This is a genomic window from Bradyrhizobium tropiciagri (assembly GCF_001189845.1).
In the GTDB taxonomy this organism is placed as follows: Bacteria; Pseudomonadota; Alphaproteobacteria; order Rhizobiales; family Xanthobacteraceae; genus Bradyrhizobium; species Bradyrhizobium tropiciagri.
This window is the reverse complement of the sequence record NZ_LFLZ01000095.1, coordinates 1-22092: the sequence shown is the minus strand read 5'-3', so window position 1 is coordinate 22092 and position 22092 is coordinate 1. Positions and strand designations below refer to the sequence as shown.

Annotated in this window: 19 protein-coding genes and 2 pseudogenes; 11 read left to right on the top strand and 10 right to left on the bottom strand. The window is 59.0% G+C overall.

Annotated features, from left to right (window positions below):
• Nucleotides 1–25: 25 nt before the first annotated feature.
• From AKN84_RS40185 to AKN84_RS40165, 5 genes are all read right to left on the bottom strand, one after another.
• Entirely contained in the window at nt 26–502 is a 477-nt protein-coding gene (locus AKN84_RS40185) for a hypothetical protein (protein ID WP_128971591.1), read from the bottom strand.
• A 108-nt stretch (nt 503–610) separates the two neighbouring features.
• On the bottom strand, nt 611–1342 hold the full coding sequence (locus AKN84_RS49685; RefSeq protein ID WP_050425897.1) for a phospholipase effector Tle1 domain-containing protein: 732 nt from the start codon (nt 1340–1342) through the stop codon (nt 611–613).
• A 216-nt stretch (nt 1343–1558) separates the two neighbouring features.
• Nucleotides 1559–2761 carry an ImmA/IrrE family metallo-endopeptidase gene (locus tag AKN84_RS40175; protein ID WP_283805581.1) on the bottom strand — a complete coding sequence of 401 codons (1203 nt, stop codon included), beginning with the start codon at nt 2759–2761 and terminating at the stop codon, nt 1559–1561.
• Between the two features lie 11 nt (nt 2762–2772).
• Entirely contained in the window at nt 2773–3465 is a 693-nt protein-coding gene (locus AKN84_RS40170; RefSeq protein WP_050425895.1) for a hypothetical protein, read from the bottom strand.
• A 231-nt stretch (nt 3466–3696) separates the two neighbouring features.
• A complete protein-coding gene (locus AKN84_RS40165) occupies nt 3697–4047 on the bottom strand; it encodes a hypothetical protein (protein ID WP_050425894.1) in 351 nt (116 codons plus the stop codon).
• Between AKN84_RS40165 and AKN84_RS40160 the strand changes: the two genes are divergently transcribed.
• The 3 genes from AKN84_RS40160 to AKN84_RS40150 all read left to right on the top strand — a co-directional run bounded on the left by AKN84_RS40160 (nt 4046) and on the right by AKN84_RS40150 (nt 8491).
• Nucleotides 4046–4447 (top strand): hypothetical protein, encoded by a 402-nt coding sequence (locus AKN84_RS40160; protein ID WP_050425893.1) that lies wholly within the window; start codon nt 4046–4048, stop codon nt 4445–4447. The two genes, AKN84_RS40165 and AKN84_RS40160, sit on opposite strands and share 2 nt — an antisense overlap.
• A gap of 715 nt (nt 4448–5162) precedes the next feature.
• The gene (locus AKN84_RS40155) at nt 5163–7520 is read left to right on the top strand and encodes a phospholipase C/P1 nuclease family protein (protein WP_050425892.1); all 2358 of its coding nucleotides are present in this window, start codon (nt 5163–5165) and stop codon (nt 7518–7520) included.
• 224 nt (nt 7521–7744) lie between these two features.
• The gene (locus AKN84_RS40150; RefSeq protein WP_050425891.1) at nt 7745–8491 is read left to right on the top strand and encodes a gasdermin; all 747 of its coding nucleotides are present in this window, start codon (nt 7745–7747) and stop codon (nt 8489–8491) included.
• Between the two features lie 883 nt (nt 8492–9374).
• On the opposite strand, the pseudogene rplM reads toward AKN84_RS40150, so the two are convergent.
• The 4 genes and pseudogenes from rplM to AKN84_RS40130 all read right to left on the bottom strand — a co-directional run.
• Nucleotides 9375–9833, bottom strand: a pseudogene (gene rplM / locus AKN84_RS40145) (50S ribosomal protein L13); the annotation flags it as partial.
• Nucleotides 9833–10933 (bottom strand): CHAT domain-containing protein, encoded by a 1101-nt coding sequence (locus AKN84_RS40140; protein WP_050425890.1) that lies wholly within the window; start codon nt 10931–10933, stop codon nt 9833–9835. The pseudogene rplM and the gene AKN84_RS40140, both read right to left, overlap by 1 nt.
• 28 nt (nt 10934–10961) lie before the next feature.
• The gene (locus AKN84_RS40135; protein WP_050425889.1) at nt 10962–12212 is read right to left on the bottom strand and encodes a hypothetical protein; all 1251 of its coding nucleotides are present in this window, start codon (nt 12210–12212) and stop codon (nt 10962–10964) included.
• 563 nt (nt 12213–12775) lie between these two features.
• Entirely contained in the window at nt 12776–13042 is a 267-nt protein-coding gene (locus AKN84_RS40130) for a helix-turn-helix domain-containing protein (protein WP_050425888.1), read from the bottom strand.
• A 260-nt stretch (nt 13043–13302) separates the two neighbouring features.
• Between AKN84_RS40130 and AKN84_RS46815 the strand changes: the two are divergent.
• The 4 genes and pseudogenes from AKN84_RS46815 to AKN84_RS40115 form a co-directional block, all read left to right on the top strand.
• A pseudogene (locus AKN84_RS46815) lies at nt 13303–13618 on the top strand (ATP-binding protein); the annotation flags it as partial.
• Nucleotides 13619–13881: 263 nt separating this feature from the next.
• On the top strand, nt 13882–15225 hold the full coding sequence (locus tag AKN84_RS40125) for a hypothetical protein (protein WP_050425887.1): 1344 nt from the start codon (nt 13882–13884) through the stop codon (nt 15223–15225).
• 24 nt (nt 15226–15249) lie between these two features.
• Nucleotides 15250–16425, top strand: a complete 1176-nt coding sequence (locus tag AKN84_RS40120; RefSeq protein ID WP_050425886.1) for a trypsin-like serine protease — start codon at nt 15250–15252, stop codon at nt 16423–16425.
• Nucleotides 16392–18350: a caspase family protein gene (locus AKN84_RS40115; protein ID WP_128971588.1), complete on the top strand. Its 1959-nt coding sequence runs from the start codon at nt 16392–16394 to the stop codon at nt 18348–18350. Before AKN84_RS40120 ends, AKN84_RS40115 begins: the two co-directional genes overlap by 34 nt.
• A 208-nt stretch (nt 18351–18558) precedes the next feature.
• Here the strand turns inward: AKN84_RS40115 and AKN84_RS40110 are convergent, their stop codons facing one another.
• Entirely contained in the window at nt 18559–18801 is a 243-nt protein-coding gene (locus AKN84_RS40110; RefSeq protein WP_128971587.1) for a hypothetical protein, read from the bottom strand.
• 444 nt (nt 18802–19245) lie between these two features.
• On the opposite strand from AKN84_RS40110, the gene AKN84_RS49680 reads away from it, so the two are divergent.
• The 4 genes from AKN84_RS49680 (at nt 19246) to AKN84_RS40095 (ending at nt 22006) form a co-directional block, all read left to right on the top strand.
• The gene (locus AKN84_RS49680) at nt 19246–19764 is read left to right on the top strand and encodes a hypothetical protein (protein WP_244485745.1); all 519 of its coding nucleotides are present in this window, start codon (nt 19246–19248) and stop codon (nt 19762–19764) included.
• A gap of 39 nt (nt 19765–19803) precedes the next feature.
• Nucleotides 19804–19992, top strand: coding sequence for a hypothetical protein (locus AKN84_RS49675; protein ID WP_244485744.1), 189 nt, complete (start codon nt 19804–19806; stop codon nt 19990–19992).
• 765 nt (nt 19993–20757) lie between these two features.
• Nucleotides 20758–21288, top strand: coding sequence for a hypothetical protein (locus AKN84_RS40100; RefSeq protein ID WP_050425883.1), 531 nt, complete (start codon nt 20758–20760; stop codon nt 21286–21288).
• A 1-nt stretch (nt 21289) separates the two neighbouring features.
• On the top strand, nt 21290–22006 hold the full coding sequence (locus AKN84_RS40095) for an AbiV family abortive infection protein (protein WP_050425882.1): 717 nt from the start codon (nt 21290–21292) through the stop codon (nt 22004–22006).
• Nucleotides 22007–22092 lie beyond the last annotated feature (86 nt).

The window sequence follows — 22092 nt, the reverse complement described above, 5'->3', positions numbered from 1 at the left end:
CAACTATCGCTAACAACCGGTAAAATCAGCCGCCAACCCATTTATAAGTGTATATTCCTAGGAAATCGATAGGACAAAATGAAACGAGATCGAAGTCGCGCCGCCGGCTCCGTTCAAGGAGGCATTTATTTGAAGGAGAGTTCAGTTCGGCAGGTGAGCTCTTGTTCTCATCCGAAGGCGGCGGTTCAAAGAACGCCTTAGCCTTCTGATGTCTCTGTAATGCCACCGGACGATACGGACCGAAGCTTGTGAAATTGCGCACCGATTTCATCGAAAGCCGCTGATAGACCGTCTCATGCAGTTGAGCCGTGTCCGGAACAGCACGGACTGCTTTTGACCAGTGCAGCGAGGTGCCGCCCATGCCGACCATGCACTCGTCGTGCATCATGCCATCGGCGAACGGGTATAACCGCAGCATGCCGTTATCGACTAATACGCGGGCCGCTTCCGGTATCTTCTCGGTGATGAATTCAGCCATCCAGGCAAGCGTGATGTCCGACAAGCGCGACTCGTTTTCCGGATAGCTGCGCCAATATCCGCGTGGTTGCCAGCGAACCAGATCTGATCGAATTGCTCCGGTTCGCCCTGCCTGTCGGGCCACTTCACGGTTTCACTGCCACCCACGGCACTCGTTTGCAGCCTTTCCGGCCTTCGTCGATCGACTGCAGATGCCGCGCGTATTGGACGTCTGAGGCGAAGTGCCGGTCGTAGGCCCAATCCGGGAAGAAGCGTTGCCACCCAATGGCTGCCACCGCATCCCATATTCCGATGAAATAGGCAGATGCACCCGCGGCGCGTCCGACTTCCGACCTGTATGCGTTGCGGAAATTTTCTGCCCGCTTCTCGATCTCCGCGCCGTCCCGCGGCATCCCGAGCCAGTAGACGCAGGAGACCGCCTCCTTAGCGACCCGCCGCAGCGACTTCGGATCGAGGCTGATGGCATCGCCGTTCGGCTCGTTTCTTGGAATACCGAGACCTCAAGGACGTGCGCGAGGCACCTGGCCGTGTAGGCTCCGCGGCTGAAGCCGAAGAGATAGACGCGGTCGCCTGGCTCCCGCACGCCAATCAGGGCGACGTAACAATCGACAATCTTCTTGGTGATGCCGAATCCAAACATCTGCTGGACCGTCTCCTTGAGGCGGCTCCAACGACTGCTATGCCCCGGTGCTGGCGTCCCAATGACTGAAACATAGAGCGCCAACTGCTGCTCGGGGTCGATAATGGAATCGGGACCGGTCCGCGTCGCCCGATACAGCTTGTAAACATTGGTGCGGCTTTCGTCGGGCAAGAGACCGCCCTCGTTGCCCGTACCGTCCGCGAACACCAGAATGTTCTTGGCCATAGAGGCCCTCCAAACTACCTAAAATCGAGAACAGCGTCAGCAAGGTCGCGCTGCTGCACAGCCTCGGCTTCCCCACGCGAGCGCGAAGCGGTCAAGCGCTCCGTACCTTGCTAACAGTTGACGGATCAGGTCGTCATGTCACGGATGGCGACGACGCGCGCTTTCCTGAAGATCCTCAAATCTCTCCTGCAAGCGTCTGACTGGCGTCGATTTCTACTACCGCCGCCTCGACTGCGGAAACTCGATCACCTCGCCACTTTCGATATCCGTTGCCTTAAGCGCTGGCCGCTTGGCAATGGCCAGGCCATGAACCTCTGCCGCTGGCCGGAAGAAGCCGGGCTCCAAGCCTGCAATCTGCTCGATTTCCTTCTCGGGCAGGTTCAAAGCGGCCTTGATCGCAGCCTTGCTCGTGCCGAGTTCGAGCACGACCCTCACTCCGCGGCGGATCATCCTCGGTCGTTCGATTGCCATATCGGATGGATCGTCAAACGGTTCCTGCAACGGCCCACGCCAGCCTCTTCGCGTGAGATTTCGGTAAAGCACACTCCTTTCCTGCTCATCGATCATGCCGAGGTCGAAAGCTCGATAGATCATCGCAGCAATTGACATGCCCCATCTCTTTTTGAGAGCACAGAAATAGTCCAGCGTCGGATGCATCACTTCGAACCGAAATGCTTCTCGGGGAAAGAGAAATGCACCGGCAAATCGATGAGCCTGCTGTTCGATCTGTTTATTCAGCGACGGATCGCGCAACTGTTGAAGCGTGACGGCGCGATGAAGCACGGCGTGACCGAGTTCATGGGCGACGTCATACCTAGCACGGGCAGAACTGATATGGAGTGAGTTGATGCCAACAAACGGACGTCCCAACGTCTCCGATTGAAAGCAAAAGCCATCCTGTTTTTCGGACGTGATGTCGAGGTTAACCACGGGAATGCCGGCATTTTCGAGCGCCAGGCACGCGTCCGGTACGGGCAGTTCTCGAAGCTTCCAATGCTTCCTCACCGCTTCAGCGGCCGCTTCGATCAGAGCAGGCGTGAGAGCTCGAAAATCCGGCAGCTTGAGGTTCGGCAAGTTCAAGGCGGGAAAATTCACATCTCGCTCGAGATAAGAGAACAGTTCGCATGTCCAGATCATGCGCTGCTCAGTCATGTCTCGTGCGTACTTGGTCTCGGCGGAGCGCGAGCGCCAATGTACGATCTGAGGCCGTTCCGGCCATTCGGGCTGGAGAAAAAACTCGATCGGAAAGTTCAAATGCTTTGCGATCGCCGCAATTCGATCCTGCGGCGGCTTGTCAACGTCATCCTCATAGCGCGAAATTGCGGTGCCGGTGATGCCAAGCAGATCACCTAGCGCGTTCATGTAGAGACCGCGGGCAAGTCTCGCCTCTCGCAGACGCCTTCCTCGGAAGGCTTGCATCCCAACGCGCATCAACCGAATTCCGCTGTATCATTTCGCCGCTTCGGCGTAACCACGACTTGATCCTCTTGAGTGACCTCGGCCTCGATCTCTTCCTCAATCGGCACGGTCCTGCCGAACATAGCGATTTCTTGCAGATCGAGGCGCGTAATCCAATGTGTGTAAGCTGCGTCCGGAACCGCCAACATTACGCGCCCAAGCGACTTGTTCTCCGGGTTGAATTTGGGACCAGCGGCGCCGTGAAGCAGAACCGCGAGCACGCAACCGGACCAATCGCGGATCCGATCCGCCATATCTCCGAGATCGAGTTCAAGTTGCCGAACAAAACCGTGCACGTCCGCCAACGCGACCTTGTAGTCGGCAGTAGCTGGATGATCCCGAAGAGTTTCGATCGGCTCCTGAATCAAAATGACCCGGCCCGCCTTCGCGAGCAGCTTTTTCTGGCCATTGCAGGCTAGACGATGGTACTCGAAAGGAATTCCATTCTGCTGACACGCCCTCGCGATCGCGTGCCTTGCGCAATCAGCCCTGCGGCGGTTGAATTCTTCTTCCTTCAGATAATCCGGCAGCGTCGGATCGACCGCGAGTTGCTCATAAAGCGAGTGATATTGCCACCCTAACTCGACCGCGATCTTCTCAATGAAGTCGGGATCAAGCTCCCGCAACAGAATATTGCGCGCCTGGTCGAGTAACGGCTGCTTCAAGGGATCACCCTCATCTGGTTTAACCACCCAAGTAATGGGTCGTTATCGCCAAAAAAAGTCAAGTTTTGAGTTGAGCAATTACGCTTTCTTTCGTCTTTTCAATAGGTTGGGATCTGTATCCCGATTGCACATTCATGCTTGCTGCTGACTGAAAATGCACACTTTCGCGAATCGCCGCATCCGGTGAATAGCGTCGCCAACGCGTTGCAGCCGCGCTTGGCGTACGGCGTGCTAGTCATGAAAGTTGGAATGGCGGTCTTTCGAAGGCGTGTTTAAGACACCGGAGAGCCGAAGGCCTTCGAGGATGCCCTCGATCCGTTGTTCCCAAACCATGGCAGCAACCAATGCGAAGGCCTCGTTCTGATCGACCGTAAAGCGGACCTCACGCGACCTCTGAACCACGGCATCAAGAAAAGACGGTGGGCTTGCGTTGTGATGGCGAAGTGTCGATACCGCCACCTCCGCAAGATAGGACGCCAGATCCGCACCTGACGTCGTGCTTGAATCGGTCCCGATGTCTGCCCGCTGATTAATCGCGTCTTGTAGCTGCGCACTTTGTCGCTTGGCGTCCATCGCGAGCATGAACACAGCGTCCGCCAGCTGTTCGCGCGGCAGATGCATCCTGAGTTACCGTATCTTCAGCCAGCGCAATGACCGCCTCTCGATCGCCTCGCTCGCTGCCATCTACGACAAGCAGTGGATGCCGCCGTCCGCGCGCGAATGTTTCGAAGATGCCTGCAACCAGCTGGCCGAGCACCTCGACAGTCCTGCGACCGTGACCTTCCCCAACGGCTATATGCGCGCGATCAATCCAAGTCGCTTCTTAGATTTGGAGGCCTACCGGCGGCGGCGCCTCGACCGCTTCGAGATCTGGCTAAACGACCTGACGCCAACGATGTACACCGATGTTCTCTCGCCCGCCAACCTCATCCTTCTGAGGCTTTGTCAGTGCGTCGAGGACATCCGTTTCGTACAGAGGTAGCTCAAGAGCGTCACACCGCGAGCCGGCGGCTACGACGTGCGCTTCGCCGGCCGCCGGAAGACGACCTTCGAACGCGTGGCAACTCGCTATGGGACGTCTCACGACGAGGCAACGCGCAAAATATTGGGTAAGCCACCTCGCAAGATGCACTTCGGCGATCAACTGCTCGAACCGCCCATCGTGATCCAAGAAAGTGAAGTTGACGAAGCCGGCACCGGCATCATGCGGCGTAAGGACGCTGCGTTCTCGACGATCTCGCGCGCGTCCGCGGCTTCCCTCAAGTCTCGCGGCATTCAACAAGCTCCCTGCTGTCCAAGCTCCTCTACGTCCGCGCACTGTCGGTACCCCAAATCGGGGAGCAATTGACGAATCCCATCTATTCCGACCCGCAAGGATGGTTGAGCCGTCGTTTGAAGCGAGGAAGCCGCGTCACCTACCTGCATTCGGACAGCCTGAATCTGTAGCAGGTCTAGCGTGAGCGGACGTGCTCTTCGCAGCGTCCCGCCTCCGTCCCGGGCACGCCCCTGCTACTCGCAACTGCGAAATCGTGACCGGCTCTTCGCCGGCAGTTCGCGTTGCAACGACGGGCGATCCGACCGTCACGATATTTTTGCAGTTGTGAACTAGGTAACAATCTAAGGTTGGAACCCGCCCTTATCGTTAACCGCGCGCACACGCGCGGCTGCTCGGGCGGCAGCCTTTCTTGGGGGCACACATGACAGTCCTTGATCTCAGCTACAATTTTGCGAATCTGTCGGTTCACGACCTGCTCGAAGCGCGCGACACCTATCACTATCACTTGCTGAGCAAGGCCAATGTTGTCGGCACCGCAATTGGCCTTTACCTTATCCGCAAGGACGAAGCCTGGCCCACCCGCAAGGGCGAAGGCAAGACGCCGCCGAACAAGAAGACCTATGCGCGCACGTTGTCGAACTCCGAGGTGCGCGACTATTCCTGGCCGTGCATTCTGGCCTTCGTGCGCTCATGGGCTAACGAGGACGCGTTCGGTCCGGCCGGACGATACGACCCGGCGCAGATCGTTCCAAAGACGCTCTACCTGGCCGATGGCCGCGCCGTTCCGGTGTGCGTCGTCCAGGCGGACCAGGCCGGATCCGATACGAGCGCGACATACTCGCCACCAGGCATCCTTCCCGCCCACAAGCTGGGCGGCGGCTCGCCGATCATCGTACGGGTGCAAGGCGCCGAATATTCCGCCACCGCCGGCTGTCTGGTCAGCGACGGGCATCTGACCTACGCGCTGACGGCGCGCCATGCCTGCGGCGAAGCTGACACGCGTATCTTTAGCTATCTGCGTAGCGGCGAGGTCGAAATCGGAGCGAGCTCGGCAAACCAGCTGACGCGCAAGCCGTTTTCGGAAGTCTATCCCGATTTCCCGGGGCGACGGTCTTATGTGGCGCTCGATGTCGGCCTGGTCCGCCTCGATCAGGTCGATGATTGGACGAGCAACACCTATGGCCTCCCGCCGGTCGGCCCGCTCGGTGACGTTCACGAAAAGAATCTCTCACTCAGGCTGATCGACCAACCCGTGCTCGGCCGCGGCGCAACATCCGGCCTCGTGCGCGGGACCATCAAGGCCCTGTTCTACCGCTACCGGTCCGTCGGCGGCTACGACTATGTCGGTGACTTCCTGATCAGCCCGGCGGAAGGTTTAGCCACCCGACATGGTGACTCAGGCATGGTCTGGCACCTTGACGCCACGACCGAGGATGATGCGGCCAATCCAAAGCCTTTGCCGAAACGCGATTTGAGGCCGCTCGCGGTCGCGTGGGGCGGTCAGGTTTTCGAGGAAAGCGGCGTACGATCCGCCTTCTCGATCGCGACCAGCCTCAGCAATGTGTGCAAGCTGCTCGACGTCGAGCTGGTCACGGACCAGTCGCGCGGCGTCTCGGGCTATTGGGGCCGGACCGGCCACTACAGCATCGCCGCCTTTGCCGTCGCCCTGGTCGGCGACACTGACTTGCGCGACTTTCTCAACCGCAATCTTGGCATTCTGAGCTTCGATCTCGACACGATCGCCGAGAAGGGCTTTGACAAATCGGTCGGTCAGCTCGGCGACAATTTCGTTCCGCTGGCGGACGTTCCCGACGAGATCTGGAAGAAGCTGGACCACGGCAAGAACGGCCGTGAGGGCGGCCGCGACGTTTCGGCCGGACCGCACGGCAGTGACGGACCCGAGCATCCCAACCATTATGCCGACATCGACGGGGAAATCGGACCGCACAAGACCTTCCGTGCCGCCTGTCTTGCGGACGACAGTAATCTCACGGTCGATGCCTGGCTGCAGTACTACGAGACCATGGCAGCCAAAGCGAAAGCCGATGGCGACGAGGACGGCGCCAGACGACATCGCAACAAGCTCAAGCAAGGGCTCCTCCCCTTCAGGGTCTGGCAGTTCTTCGACGCCATGGTCGCGTTTGTGGAAAACAAGGACGTGGTCGGCTTCCTCACGGCGGCGGGAGCCGCGGCTCACTACATGGGTGACGCCTCCCAGCCGCTGCACGGCTCGGTCTACTCCGACGGAGACGCCTCGCGCACGGTCACGCGCCATCATCCCAGGACCGGTGAGGACGAAGAGGTCTCCTACGGCAGCGGCGTCCATTCGGCTTTCGAGACTGCCATGATCGCCGACAAGGCCGCCCAGCTGTTTCCCCTGATCAAGCAGGAGCTGAGCGGGCCCGGCGGCCACGCCCTGCCGCTTCTGACCAGCGGCAAGGCGATGGCGAAGGCCACCGTCGAGCTCATGGACAAGGTTGCGGGGATCCTCGAACCGATGCGGATCCTGGACAGTTACGAACAGGCTGGCGCGGGCACGCGCAAGGCGACGCTCGATGGAATGTGGAAGGACCTCGGCGACGATACGGCGCAAGTGATGGCGCTCGGCGCGCGATATCTGGCGATGCTGTGGGAATCCGCCTGGGTGCACGGCAAAGGCTCCGACATTCCGGTCCGCAATCTGACGGACCAGAATCCGCAGGACGTACGCGCCCGCTATATCCAGACGTCATTCGTCCCCTCGCTGACCCTCGACAAGATCGGAGACGAGTTGACCTGAGCCGACGTGGCCGAACAACGCGCCTCCCCGCGACGAGCATTTCGAGCGTGTTTCCGTGCGGCCGGATATCCGCACCCGCGATGCCAGTCGGAAAAGCCGGCCAGCGCTCTGCAATCTTTACAGATACAGCTGCGTTTCTGTAATGTGAGGTTGAGTATCGTTTTTTTCCAAAGCGCTTTTGAGGCACGATCATGAATTGCTCCCGAGACACTGGCGACGAGTTGATGGCAGCTCTCTTGGCCGAGGGCATCAACTTGATATTGCCGCCGCGAGACAACATTGCGCCCGGCGATCTCATCATTGCGGACCCACAAGGCGGCGCCAGACTTGGCGGCTGGCACGAGGTCTTCAATCTTCAACTTAGCCCGGAGGTCGCCACCGATCCCGGTTTCAAGTCCTTCCAGTTCAGGGCCAGCAGCATCCTGCAGGTCGGTGTCGCGGCGTCGGTGATGGGAAGAGTGCTGCAGGCGCTGGGTTTGGGCAGCGGGTCTTTCTCCAGCGCCTTTTCATCGAGCAATGCGGACACCATTCAGCTCTCGATCGTTGCGCCGGCCAACAAGGAGCTGACAAATTTTGACGCCGTGTTGGTTCAGATGAACGAAGCAAAGGCCGAACCCGCGCAAGGCTATACCGATCGTAACTTCTTCGTCGTCACCAAGGTGTGGCGGGCGAGAGGAATTCGGATTTCGGTCGCCGACAAGTCGAAGAAGCAAGTCGACCTATCTGCAAAAGCCGTGGAGGAGCTGACCGCCAAGGCGAAGATGGAGCTGAAGCGCGAGGACACCGGGAGCTATGCGTTCCTGGCCGCAAGCCAGCTGATCTTCGGCCTCACGCTGCGCGAGGTGACCTACAAGGACGGCGCCATCGTTGATGTGGCACCCACGGGGCCTCTCAAGTTCAGAGGAAAGGGACCAGGTGACCCCTTTGCGTTCATCGGTGATGACGCCTTCGTTGATCTTCCCGAGAGCTGAACGTCGGCGGGAACAACGACTCGTAGTCGAACACTTCGCGCGAATATGTTCGCTCGCCATTCCTGAAGTTCAGGATGACCTTGCCATGGACTGCGGATTCCTCGTCGCCGGCTAATTTGACCTGCACGCCAGCGAGCTGACCGTCGAGCAGGTTCTTGTCGTCCACGGCGCGAACACTGAGTGCCTTGGCTCCGACGATGCCGTCCACCGCCAGATTGCTTTGCAGTTTGGAGCCGTCCTTGCCGGCGAGTTGCGGACGAACGCCATTCAACAGGAAGGGAACGCGATCCCACAGGCGCGCGTCGATCACGGTCGCTTCCTTCCCCACCTCCGTGTTGATGGTGAAGAAAGAGTAGACACGGTTCAGCATGAAAACCTGCTCGAGATCGGCCAGCGCACGCTTCTCGTCCAGAGTCGTATTCCTATAGCGGTCCGGATAGAGCGCTGCGACCAACGCCAGGGCCGCTCTCTTGGCCGCTCCAGCCACCGAGAGGTTCTCGGTCAGAGCGGTCATCAACCGGTCCGGGATCGGGAACAATGTCTTCCGAAGTTCCGCATCCTTTAGACAGCGATCGAGATCGAGCCGCGGGATCAGCAACCCGAGCTCGAGCAGCGCGTTTTCGACGCGCGTGGTGTCGGGGTTGTCCAATTCGAGGAGCAGCCCCTGAATTTGGCGATCGATCTCGCTCACATTCATCGCTCGGACCACTTCGGTGAGCTGCTTGAGGCGGAAGAAGGAGGGAACCCGAAGGCCGCCTTTCTCACCCCTTATGTAGTCAAGAATCTTGGCGAAGTTTGGTTTCGATCTGGTTTCCGAGCCGCCCCGCCCGCGCGCCTGGTCAATTTCATCCTTGCCGACATTGCTTCTCATTTCTTTCCGAAGCGCCGGGGCATTCTTTCTGTTCATTGCCGCGATTTCGAGCTTCTCCGGCTGCTGCGCCTCATGAGGGTGCTGGGGGCCAGGATAGACCCGCAAATTGCCCATCTGGACGCGGCCCAACGGCCCGCGCGGGATCATGCGCTCGATTGCCTTTTCGAGCACGCGCTCCGGATGGCGCCCCTCCAGGATCTGTCGGGCGGTCCGCTCCTTGACGTGGCCGACATAGCCTGTGTGCTTGTGATAGGTCTTCTGCTCGCGCTTGCGACCGGTGAGCACCGCGTGCGCGGCGTTGACGATGATGATGTTGTCGCCGCAATCGACGTTCGGCGTATAGGTGGGCAGATGCTTGCCGCGCAGCCGCATGGCGACAATCGTTGCGAGCCGGCCGACCACCAGACCCTTGGCATCGATCAGTACCCACTTCTTGGCGACCTCGGCCGGTTTAGCGGAGAAGGTTTTCATCACGCCACCAATCTGGTCCGGAGAGCCGCGCTCGGCCGTCCAATGTAAGCATACAACAGGGCTGACAGGTTGGGATGCGTCTCGTCCAGCATGGCGCGTCGTGCTGTCAGGATCGACTGCGCGGCTGTCTGCCCGCCACACAATGCGCGATAGAAATGGGCCGCCCATCGCGTGCCATATGCATCTTCGATGTTTCCCGTCGTGGCCACCACGGCCTCGACGCGCTTGCTCCTGAACTCAGTCGCCACCGTTTCCTGGACATCGTGTCGCATCGTGTGGCTGCTGCAACAATTCAGCACGATGATCGAACTCTCGTTGAGGTCGAGTTCGGCAATGCTTTGCTTGTCGATCTTGAAGACCTTGGTCACGAAGATCGCGCCTTCCGATTTCGCTGGAATATCGGGATCGGCGTGACAATTGAAATGCGTCAAATGCTCGGATGCGACCATGAAATTATGCAGCTGGTCGCGCGACGCCTTGCTGTCGGACAGCGTCGGAAGGCTGATGATATTCACCCCGAGCCTTTCGAAAATGGCCCGCTCTGCCCCCGAGATCGCCGAAGGCAAACGTGAGTCCTCCGCATACCGAAACTCGACTGCCAGCTCGCCTGGCAAACGCGTCAGCGGTCCGCGATCGGCTGACAGAGATGACGGAGATGACCGCTTGTTAGATCTGCTTTCGAAGTGCTTGCCCACGACTGCATTGGACCCGAAGAAATCGCGAACCGAGGCTGGTCCGTCGAAGGTCCCCAGATATAGGAACTCCCAGGGCAGATGGTGATCGGACCGGGCCGTCAAATGGCGGGCGCGCGATAAAATAGCGATCAACTCTTCGCGCGGTCGAGCGCCCGCCAGGGCGGTCAGCAACTTGGCCCCATGCTGGCGCAAATCATCGAGCACTTTGTCGCGCTCGTCTTGACCGCGATATTCCCAGTCATAAGTCGCATCAGACAGCCGCTCGACGGCCGCAAGGAGACTGGTACGCTCAGCACTCATGGCCCCCTCGTTTGGATAGAAGACGCCGAACCCCTCGTTCTCTTCGAGATCGATGAACTCCAGCCGCCCTCCGGACGGCCCGATGACCTGTAATCTTTCCAGCATTTGCCCCCGCCGTACAGTATCAATGTGCTCAAAGATGTCGCTCGGCCGCCGAATTTTTGGCGTCAAGCCGTATGCTCAGATGCAGGTCAAAACCGTCCGCCATGACCGCGCGCACGCTCAAATCGTGGCGCCGTCGCTCCTCAGCGCGACCGATGAATGTTACGAAATCAGATGGACGGACAATCCATGGCGGTTCGAACGCGATGGTTTCTGACGAGGCCTGGATGGCTTCAACCTGGCCTCGCGGCTCCGTCTGATCGTCGATCCGCAAGAGAGCGCGGATCTCGTCGACGACGCCGGCGGTCACCGCCAGCTGCCTACCAACGAAACGCGTCGATGCGACGAGACGCCGACTGGGCGACTGCAAGCCGACCAGCGTTTTGATCAGCGCCTGGTCCGTAATCTGCACCGATCCATAGTGGCGATAAACCGCCGTCGTCGACGGTCCTGCAAGGACGGCCGGTACGTCGAGATGATCAAGCCCGATGGCAAAGCCGCAGACGCGCTCGACCGAAAAACCGATTGACGATGCCCGTCGCCCCTCGCCCTCTTCGAAGCCCGGAAGGTCGAGTTGTTCGCCAGCGAGTACGCTTTCGCCAGTGTCGTGCGCGGTCCGAAGGTAGTGAAACAGGCCGGCGCTTTGCGAATTCAACTGGGCAAGGCGGTAGTTGAGCCGCGCTTGCAGCCGCCAGTCATCCCCGCCCGACTGGCGGTACGCTTGAGCCAGCGCGTCCGCATAAATGCGATGGAAGAGTGCGCGCACCATGGGATGGACTTCCGAGCCCAGCCGGACCGCCCACGTACCGAGGGTCGATAGTCGCGCGGGCTTCGATGCGTACTGCTCGAGCCTGAACAGGATTTCTTCCAGGTTCGACCTGGCGTTTTCCGTTCTAAACTCGGCTCTCGAGGCATCTCGCCATCGGGCGGGACGCGACGAAATCACCATCATCTCTGTGACGTCCGTTCGTGACGACGATGCAATTCGCTCCGTCAAACTGGCGGAGAACGCCGCGATGTCCTTGACGAGAAGACACCCCTGCTCCGGTCCGAAGAGCAGGAAGTCGCCGCTGCGATCTCTCAGAAGAAGCAGATCCGACTGATCGACAACGGACGTGCCGTCCAGCGAGTTCACAAAGGCATAATGGTGGCGTTCCGAAATGACGATCGGCTTCTCGGCCGCAACGATCCAAAGGCGCGCCTGGCGGGCTTTCGGTCCCTGTTCAGCCCCCGAGAACAACCCGAGTTGAACGTGGCTGCCGGGCGAACGTCCGTCGATCATCGAGCCTACCTTCGAATCAGGACGCAGCCGTGGACATCCGACCCGCGGACATTGGACCGCTGGAAGTTTCCTTCTCGCATTTTCATTGATTCCGCCGCCCCGCGCCACGAAAGCAAGGTGGCCCGTCCGTCCGGACCTGGGTGCTTCCACAGCTTTGTTGGGCCAGGGACCACGATGGGCGGAGGGAATGAATGCGTGCGGTCGAAGACCTTTGAAACGGGCAAACATACGCAGGACTTAATGATTGACCTGGGAAAACCGGCAATGCAACTTATGCTAGATTTTCACGCAATGTTCAGGCGACGTCAAGCGGCATGGTCGCCCCAGCTTATGGGGCGTGGTTACGCTCTGCCCCCGATGAGGCACGTCCGCTGACGTTCTTGCTCACTGCGCCCGATTTGTGACGAAGTCATCAATCACCCCTTCGCGCGGCCGGCAATCCGCGAGCCGGCCCCGGACCAGCATGTCCATGGTTGCACACCCGGCGGACGGAATTCTCCGCACGCGCGCCTATTGTCTTCTGTGATCCAAGACCCCGCGTCATCAAGGGCTGGCTGGATCGGTCAGTGGGACGGTGGTTTGAGGGGGTGTCCCCGCCTTTTCTTGGTAGGCCGCCGGACCGCCGATTTCGCCCCCTGCGCGAACGCGGTGCCTTGTGGCAGCACAAGCTCTGCGACCTGGATGCCGAGCGCGGACGCGATCTTGTGTAGCGATAGCCGTGTCGGACTGGCCTTTCCGGCTTCGATCTCGCTGACCAGCGCCTGGCGCAAGCCCGTTTCATCTGCCGGATCGTACTGCGTCCATGATTTGTGCAGCCGACGTTCCCGCACGTTTCACGCAGGCAATCGCTGGGTATGTGCCGGAGTCCGACGCCTCATCCGACAGGATGATACATTTCGAAAGCCCCGACAAAACACGCTATAGCGTCTGAAATACGCTATAGCGTTTTCTATGCACCGATTTTCCGACGTCCCTTGGCCTAATTTACCAACGTCCCGACCGCGCCTTCTTCGCCCCGAGACTGGACGCCACAGAATGTCCACCGCAGGCAACCTTTGGATTCGTCCGGCTCGCTCGCCCACCGGTCGAGGTTGACCTCGTCAACCGCCTCGAGACCGAGACCCGCAGCGGACGTCAGGGCCGGCTTGCCGAGCATCCGACCCGGATCGACTTCATCGTCCTGGATGAACTCGGCTACTGCCCTTCGCCCAGTCCGGTGGACAGCTTCTGTTCCACCTCGTCAGCCGGCTCTATGAGCGCGCCTCCGTCATCGTCACGACCAATCTCGCCTTCGGCGAATGGCCGAGCGTGTTCGGCGACGCCAAGATGATCACCGCGCTGCTCGACCGGTTGACCCACACCACTGCGACATCGTCGAGACCGGCAACGACAGTTGGCGATTTCAAAAGCCGAGACGACGATCTCATGACCCGCACTCGTCTCGCCTCCGCCATCCCGCCAGCTCCGACGAGATGAGCGCTACCGCCAAACCCCGCCGCCCGAGGGGGCAAAATTGGACGCCGATGAGGGGTCAAATTTAGACGCCGGCTGATCGTTGATGTTGATGTCGGCACTATCGAAAAGCTATCGACAGGGTCCGTTCCTGAAGCTAGAGTGAATTCGGGACTACAATTTGTCGTAGTGTTGCGTGCTCTTCGGGGGGAGTTGCATGCGTTCTGCTTTTTTGCGCGTTCGTTTTTTCATTCCGTTTTTCGCTCTGCTCGCCGGGTGCTCGACCGTCCCACAGCTTGAAGAAGCCACGGGAACTACCCAGAGCGACGTGCTGATGAACAAGGTCGTTACAAGGGTGCGCTGCGAGGTCGCGGACGCGTTCGACGACATCATCGATACGCCTCGGTACCGCTGGTTGGCCGATTGGACGGCGAAGGTCGATCTGACGTTGCAGGCCAACAACGCAGGCGGCATCGCGCCTGGCGTCACGTACACACACTTCTATAAGAACGCATTCAATTACGGTGCCGGATCGACAAGCCTCACGAGCAATTCGATTGCTGCGGTCAATCAGTTCTTCACGTTCGGCGCTGGGGCAAATCTCGGCGAGCAGGCGGTTCGCGCCGAAGTCATCAGCTTTACGCTTTCCTTGAAGGAGCTCAAGCGCTGGCGCCTACGCGTCGCGAAGTACGAGCAAGAGCACCCAGAGGAGCGGATCTGCATTGGGGCCGACGGAACCGGTCTGACAGGTAATCTGGGCCTCCAGGAGTGGATTGCCTCGGCCCTCGCCCCGGTCGGACCGGACGTCTTCGCCTTGCATGCGGGCTATCACCCGAGCCCGGTGAGCACGGTCAAGCCGAGCTCCGCTCCCGGGCCCGGCAAGACCGGGGCGCCGTTCGCCGGTGGTGGCAAGATGACTTACGCCGAGGCCATCGATCGTCTCAAGGCTGCAAGCGCTGCGGCACGAGCTGCCGCTGACGCGTCGACGGCGGCCGCGAAGAGGATTGCGTCATACCCGGCACAAATCAACCGGGCGGTCTACGCATCCTGGCCCGTGCTTGAGGCCGATATCAAGCGGCAAATCAACAGCAATGTCGCTTCACTGAAGGTCTACGCGGCCGATGCAGCCTCTGCTGCCGCGATCGCCAAACAACGCGCGGACGACGTGCAAAAGGAGTATGAGGTCGTTCTTTACGCCACCCCCAAACCAGACCAGGTTCCCGAGCAGCAGGTCGTCCCTACGGAAGACAAGAAGAACGAGGCTGTCGCGCAACAGCAATACGTCAACGATCTTGAGACGGAAGCAAACAAGATCCTAGCTGGATTGAAGCGGATCGACCCGCCGCTCGATTCCCTGCTGCATTCGGTCTCCTTCGTCTTGACTTACGGAGCGAGCGCAACGCCGAACTGGACCTTGCTGCAATGGAAGGGGCCCTCTCCATCGGGAGCCTCGACCTTCGCCGCGGCGGGTCAACGAACCCATGTTCTCAATATCGCCTTGGGTCCGAACGCTGGTGAGCAGAACCGCCTTATCCAGAACCAGACCGTCGCGTCGCACTGAGGTACATTCTGTCGGGGCTCGGTGATGAAAATTCCAAAGGTCGCCGCAACTGCAGTGCTAATCGCCTCGGCTTTGACTTCACTGGCGTGCGCTCAGAGCCAACCGGACGATATCGGCAAGCGTATACGCGATGCAGCGACCCTCTCCGGGCCCCCCGGTTCGCCGGAGTATTCGGCTGCGCTTCGGCAGAAAATATACGAAGCAGGGACCGCCCTTCGTAACGGTTCGAACGAGTATGATCCCAATCGCACCGTCCCCGGCAAGGACAAACCTTACGATAGCAACAACGCGTCCGCACAAAAGATCGACCGTGATCAGCGGTACTCGATATGGCTGGAATCGACGGCCGATCATCCGCTTGCATCGCTCAATATCGGGGGTTGCTCGGCGATGAACATCCGCGTGATTGGAGGAGAATCGGTCACCGATCCTCGCTGCCTTGCCGAAGTGTCGCTGATCTACAGCTCTCCAACGCAGGACTTTTGCTCCGGTGTCCTGGCCGGCGATCAGCATACGGTCCTGACGGCGGCGCACTGTCTGTGTCTAGGTACGATCGAGTACGTGGTGTTCGGCCCGAAAATGGGCGACGTGAGGAACTACCGGGCGGCCGTCGCTCGCCAGAAGGGCCATGACGGCGTCAAGTGCCCTGGAAACGGGGTGACACAGGCAGACTCATCTGCTTCTTTGGCCGGACGAGACATCGCCGTCGTCAACCTGGCAATTGATGTTCCAAAAGAGGTCGCTCAGGCTGTTCAGCTTCCAGCAGACGGGTTTGCCCAGCAGCAATTTTCATCGGGTAACAAGGATATCCTGGTCGTTGGGTTCGGCTTCACGTCATCGAGTGCGGATCGACCGATCCTGCTTCAGGATCCCAAACAGAAAACGCTCGCGGTCTCGCCGATTCTGAGCCCCGATTGTAGCGGAAGCAATGATGGAAAACCGGACGCCGAACTCTACGGGTGTGCTTCAGGGCGCGAGATTTTGACAGTCGATCCACGACCGGTTGGCCCCTGTTTTGGAGATAGTGGCGGCGGAGGATACATGCTCGTCGACCAGCAGGGAGCATCTCAAAAGCGTGCGGCTCTCGTCGGCATCACCTCCAGATCAACCGGATCTGGCTGCGGCGAAGGCGCCATCTATACCTCCTTCACCTCGGAGATACTGTCATGGGTCAAAAGCGCGGCCGCCGCCGATCACTGACGACCAAGTCATGGCTGCTCGGCGGCGTTCTGATCGCATCGATCCTAACTCCACTCCCCGCAATGGCAGATGCGCCTCCCACCGGGGACGTCCCGCTCTGCAAAGACGTCATGGGCCAGGAGGCGACAGTCCCCGATATCAAGAAGATGATCGAGGCTGCTCCGGGCGGCAGTGCTCGACGCCTCGCCATTGTGGTCGGCAACGACTACCCGGACCGCCAACAGCCCAACGGGGCGTTGGGACGCTCTATCTATGCCGTTCCCAAGCTAACGAACGCAATCAAGGACGCGACCGCGATCGCCGCGTTGATGCTCAAGCTGAAATTTAAGGTCGCGTGCTTTCTCAACGTCTCAGCGAAGTTCCACGACAGGGTCATAACGGCCTCGACGACCGTGCGTGACTCCATCAACGCGCTTACGTTTTACTACTTCGCCGGTCACGGTTACGCCATGGGAGCGGAGTCATTCAGTGTTGGTGACGGCGCCGAGGACGATTCTAGGGAATCCCTGAGGCAAGGATCGCTTAGCCAGTCGTCAATTCTGGCTGGCCTGAGTTCGAGGGGCGCGCCAGTCATTGCCATCCTCGACATGTGCCGGTCTCAACTGTCCATTGTCGACGCCGACGGCCGACGCGCCGTGAACGAAAAGCCGCTGGACGGGTATCTGCCGATTTCCAAAGTGCCGGGTCTGCTGGTGCACTACTCGACATCTCCGAACGATTATGCCGCTGATTTGCCGGCTCAGCCGAACGGCCTCTATGCCAAGGTCTTCCTGGATCAGACCCCTAGCCAACCCGGCGTGTCCGCCGAGCAGCTGTTGAACGATTTCGTTGGAAAGAAGCTTGCCGATGGCCTGCAGATCGACGGCAAGATCTATCAGCAGTTTCCAAACCTGGTCGCCTATCCCGACGATTGGCGAAAAATCCAGATTTTCGATGGCGCCACGGCCTCGAACTTGGACTCCGTGATGGGGGCCGTGATCGCACTGGAAGCAATGGTCGAAAGTGGTCCAGCAGCCGTTGCGATAGCCTGCAGAATGGCCATTCAGTTAAGGGACGATTGGAAAGCGGCTGCGGACCCAGCCGGCGCGCAAACGACAGTGGCGCAGCTTGAACAGCGGATCGAGAAGCTGCTGCAAACGATGAAAGACAAAGGTTCGCCCTGCCCGGACATTCTGTCGCTGAAGGAGGCATCGGCCCCTATCACGCTCCCTCCCCTTGCGCATATTGCGAAGACGTCAATTCCGATCTCGGCGGCTGGATCGCCTCCGAATTATGTTGGCGAGGATCACGCCAAACCTGGAACCTGGCTAACTACGAACTCTGTGGCATTGCCAATCGATGTGACACAGGCAGGAACGTTCGCGACGATCTCCAAGTTTCCCATACAGCTCGACAGTGGGTTCGTCTCGTCGTCGAAGGTGCAAAAGCCTGTTTCGAAATCCGATATCTACTTCACCCCCATCGACGGCGATACGGCCAAGCTCGTCGATACCAAGGATCAAGTTGTGGTCCGCTTTCGTCCCGGCGCCGCAGAAATCATCGAGCCCGCAAAGCTCGTCAGTGCCATCAAGAAGACGCTGAAGCCGACCACCAAGCTCGTGTTCATTCTTTTGCCGACAAACGACGCACGCGAGAAGAATTATCTGGATCATCTCCGGCTTGGCTCGCTCCGCATGTTGAGGGTCGTTGCCGCGCTCGCCAAGGCGGGTGTTACTTATGGTCAGATCGTCACGCCGGCCAGCGATCAGGCACCGATCGAGGTCGCCACGCTGCAAGCCGACGAAGCACTGATCAAGGTCGTTGGATCATCACCTCTGTCGTTCGAGGGGTTCACCATCGAGTCTCTCAGCCCAGCCAGAGTCACCGGCGGGACCAAGCAGAAGCTCGATCTATACGAAGGCACAACGAAGTTCTTGAAGGAATAACGCTCGAGCGCCGTTGGTTCACACTGAACTATTCCCAAGCCGCCACCGCTCCGTTTTGGGGAACCCGCACGCGGACGCTTCAAGATTGGCATGACCTTGCGTTGCAAAGACGACTAGGACGCCGGAACGATCATACCCTGCTCGAGTTCATTTTCGAGCTCTTCTGGCACCGCTGCTTTCGCAAGAAGTCCGTCGTGGAGCCGACGTTTCAACCGATCGCGCGAATATCTGATGCATATGCCTTGTGCATCATATCCAGCGCCTTTACGGCCCTGACTATTCGATCCGGCAATTCACCTTCTGCCTGCCGCTCCACTTCCTGGGCCCCTTCCAAGGCTTCTCCGTCAAGTCCGAGCTCCGGATCGTTCGCTCCGTGCGTCGCATTAAAGTCTCGCATGCACTTGCTGAGACGAGCAAGCTCGGTAACCACCTGCTCGTTCGCGCCCCTCATCTGGTCGCCGTCCCGGATTCTCATATAGTGTTGCACCAGCAGAGTTCGAAGACTGTCGATTTGCTGAGACAGATCCCAGACCCACTCTTTCCAGACTGGGGGTCTTCCTCAGGCTCCCAATTGAACCGCGACAATTCCTCCCTCGCCTTTTGGTTGCCCTGGTGACAGAGCTGAGCAAAGCATTCGTTGCCGTAACCAAGCCATTAGGGAGGACAACCTCGATCCGGCAAGGTGTAGTTTCCGGAGCAACCTTGATGCCGCGGTTAGCCGAATGGAGCGCCTTGAAGTAAGTGGCGAGCCCGTCCTTCGGCGCCGGGACTGCTGGAACGGCGGTGACGGTGACGTTTGCCAGCGAGGCCAACGGCTATGTGGTTACGGGTGTTCAGTCAAGAACGAACCGCTCGGGACCGACTACGGTCTGGCCGGGCAGCGTGCCGAAACGTCTTGCTGCCGGCGTTCGACAGCTGGCTGACGGGTGGCGATGACGCAAATCCGGTAGGCATCGGAGTGGTGATCGGTACGCTCGACTGGATGTTTCACGAGTATCGCCGAACGTGGAAACAGAAGACGGCAAAGCGCCTGCAGCCTCTGAGTCCCGGTCAATGCCGCGTGCATGAAACCGGCATCAAGATGATCTGCGAATACATGTTGAAGGACGGAAGGCGCCTGGGCACGCGGCGCGTCTCGAGTATCGATACCGCTTTCGCGGACGACCTGTTCGAAAAGTTGCTCTACAAAGATGTCGACGGCGAGAAGGTTGAACGCCGCACGACCGTGAACCATGCGATGAAGACTGCTCGCGGTGCATGGAATACGATCTCTCGCGCACACCCTCACCTGATGGGCCTGCAATCGACCTCGCGCGACACGCCGCATGCCAACTTTGACGAACTCGCGGCATTCCGGACAAAAGCGATCGAGTTGGGCTATCCGTCGCTAGCAACCGGCGTCTTGATCGGTTGAGAGTGGCTGCAGCGCAAGGCCCATATCTTCATCCGGTTCATGGCGGAGCACTACCGCCCGGAAAGCCGGCCAAACCACGTCTACGTCATCAATTACTCGTGGGAGCCACTCTTCGATAAAAAGGGTAAGCCGCTTTATCCCCTGCTGATGGCCGAGCTCGACGCCATAAAAGCACTGCGGCCAACGGGCGGCCTGATGCTGCGCCGGGATGGCAGCAGCTTACCCTGAAGCGGCAAGGGCGAGATGCTCACTCAAGTCGAGCGCATTTCGAAGAAGATCATTCTGGCCGCGGGCTTGCGTCCTGAGCTGACCTTCACTTCGTTCGGCCGGCATGGCGGGACGACGGAAGCGAGCACGTCGGGCCTCACCGAAACGCAGCTGATGAAGAAGGGCCATGGTCATCGACCAAAGCGATGGCGCACTACCTCCATCATGACGACGAGGCCAAGCAGGACGCACAGATCAAACGCATCAAGCGGCGCAAGCAAGCGGCCAGAAAGTGAACATTTGTCGGAATGGATTCGGCGGTCTTGTCGGAATGAAAATCAAGAAATCCGATAAGTACACTTGAAATCATTGGAGCGGGTGAAGGGAATCGAACCCTCGTGTTCAGCTTGGAAGTCGAGGAATTCCGCTGCTGGCTCAATAGCCATTTCGACATTTTGCAGCCTTATGGCGGCTTGAGATCATTACAGAATTTCCCGGTGTCGGAACGGCAGTGCCTCGATTTGGGATGCGGGGGCGGCATCGGACGGGTCCGGTCTTGGTTCTGTTTTATACCAGCCAAAAAGTAAGAGCAGCAAAGGAAGCTCTAGCGGCCCAAGTACGCTCGTGCAAAACAGTCGAATGTGGTACAATAAGCAGTCCGAACAATCATGGACATCCCTCTGGTGGGATTATGTGGCGTGTGTAGGAACTTGCGCCGGCATTCGAACGATTCACGCTCCCTGTCCGGCTTGCGGTGCCGCTCCATTCGATACGTCGCCAAAGACCATGATCGTCGATGGTGAGGAAATGATCCTCCGCCCGACCTTTATGGGCGCCGAAGGCCGCTATAACGATTATGTCTATCTTCAGATGCTTCAGCGCGAGTGGGAGCGTCCCGCTCCCGACTTTGAAGTCTTCTCGCATTTCGCTGATTCGGAGCGTCCATCAGCTCGAGCGGCTTTGGTTCTGCTGTTCTGGGGCTACTTTGAGACTCGTATCGAACGCCTTCACCGGACGGCGATGCGCACACTTCCGCCGCGTGTCCTGAACAATCAGCTTCGGCGTTATTCCGGGATCGGGAGTCGACTCTACGATTTGTACAAGATATTCTTCGATACGAACTATTTCGACGATCTTCGCGCGCACGGCCACGCCGCCGTCGCAGATTTGCTAAAAGATATCCACGAACGCAGGAACGAATTCGCCCATGGAAAGCCGCAGGCCATCAACGACGCGACGGTGACAGCCCTCGTTGAGAACCTCCAAGCCGAGCATGAGGCTTGGATCGCGGTTTACAACGCCCGGGTTAGGCCATGAGATGACCGAGCCTCTTCCGAAAATTGATCGCGAACTGCTGAGCGTTCTGGTGAGCGGCGCCGAGAAGACCTTCGAAAATGCAGAGAGGCTCTACTTCGAGGCGGAGCTTTTGGCAAAGGCCGGAGCCACGGCGCGAGCGCTCTGCCTTCATCAGATTTCTCTCGAGGAATGCTCCAAGATCGAGAGTATCGGTGCCTGGGCAACCACGTTGCTGGCTGGCGTCGGCCTCGATCAAGACAAGGTCTTGGCCGCCTTGAGACGCCACTCCTCCAAGAACAAGAACAATGCCTATATGATGGAGGGATCACAGGCTGAAAAGGATGCCAAGGCAAGCGGCGACTGGGAAGGGACACGAGAGGCATTCATGGAGTTCCAGAAAGCATTCCATGCGACGTCAAACGACGCGAAAAATGCGTCTCTTTATGTCGACTGGAAGGACGGAGAATTTGTTTCGCCGAGCGAGCAAATTACGGACGAAATGCTTGCGCAGATCATCGAAAGAAATCATGCCTTTCTCGGATACGCTCAAAATGGCCTGAACATGCTCAGGCGCTTGGATAAGTCGCCCGAAGATTTGCAGGGGCTAGTCGTTGACTTCATCGAATCCACAAAGAAATTGCGCGTGGAGATGCCTGACGATCCGGTTACTGCTGGCAATCAACTTGTTCGGCAATTCATAGATGCAGGACTGAAGAAGGTTTTGCGGAAGCAGGACTAGGCCGTGCGAAGCGAGATTCGGACGAGACCAGACCCTAGCCTCAGAGTGCGAAGACAGCTTTGCTGATGGCTCAGTGACGACCGCTG

Bases quoted from the DNA above. Each gene is read 5' to 3' on its own strand.
- AKN84_RS40160 (WP_050425893.1), top strand. From the start codon at position 4,046: ATGAACACAGCGTCCGCCAGCTGTTCGCGCGGCAGATGCATCCTGAGT.
- AKN84_RS40115 (WP_128971588.1), top strand. From the start codon at position 16,392: ATGGGTCAAAAGCGCGGCCGCCGCCGATCACTGACGACCAAGTCATGG.
- AKN84_RS40110 (WP_128971587.1), bottom strand. From the start codon at position 18,801: ATGAGGGGCGCGAACGAGCAGGTGGTTACCGAGCTTGCTCGTCTCAGC.
- AKN84_RS40095 (WP_050425882.1), top strand. From the start codon at position 21,290: ATGACCGAGCCTCTTCCGAAAATTGATCGCGAACTGCTGAGCGTTCTG.
- AKN84_RS40165 (WP_050425894.1), bottom strand. From the start codon at position 4,047: ATGCTCGCGATGGACGCCAAGCGACAAAGTGCGCAGCTACAAGACGCG.
- AKN84_RS40120 (WP_050425886.1), top strand. From the start codon at position 15,250: ATGAAAATTCCAAAGGTCGCCGCAACTGCAGTGCTAATCGCCTCGGCT.
- AKN84_RS40125 (WP_050425887.1), top strand. From the start codon at position 13,882: ATGCGTTCTGCTTTTTTGCGCGTTCGTTTTTTCATTCCGTTTTTCGCT.
- AKN84_RS40155 (WP_050425892.1), top strand. From the start codon at position 5,163: ATGACAGTCCTTGATCTCAGCTACAATTTTGCGAATCTGTCGGTTCAC.
- AKN84_RS40100 (WP_050425883.1), top strand. From the start codon at position 20,758: ATGATCGTCGATGGTGAGGAAATGATCCTCCGCCCGACCTTTATGGGC.
- AKN84_RS49675 (WP_244485744.1), top strand. From the start codon at position 19,804: ATGGCGGAGCACTACCGCCCGGAAAGCCGGCCAAACCACGTCTACGTC.
- AKN84_RS40135 (WP_050425889.1), bottom strand. From the start codon at position 12,212: ATGATCGACGGACGTTCGCCCGGCAGCCACGTTCAACTCGGGTTGTTC.
- AKN84_RS40175 (WP_283805581.1), bottom strand. From the start codon at position 2,761: ATGCAAGCCTTCCGAGGAAGGCGTCTGCGAGAGGCGAGACTTGCCCGC.
- AKN84_RS40140 (WP_050425890.1), bottom strand. From the start codon at position 10,933: ATGCTGGAAAGATTACAGGTCATCGGGCCGTCCGGAGGGCGGCTGGAG.
- AKN84_RS49685 (WP_050425897.1), bottom strand. From the start codon at position 1,342: ATGGCCAAGAACATTCTGGTGTTCGCGGACGGTACGGGCAACGAGGGC.
- AKN84_RS40150 (WP_050425891.1), top strand. From the start codon at position 7,745: ATGGCAGCTCTCTTGGCCGAGGGCATCAACTTGATATTGCCGCCGCGA.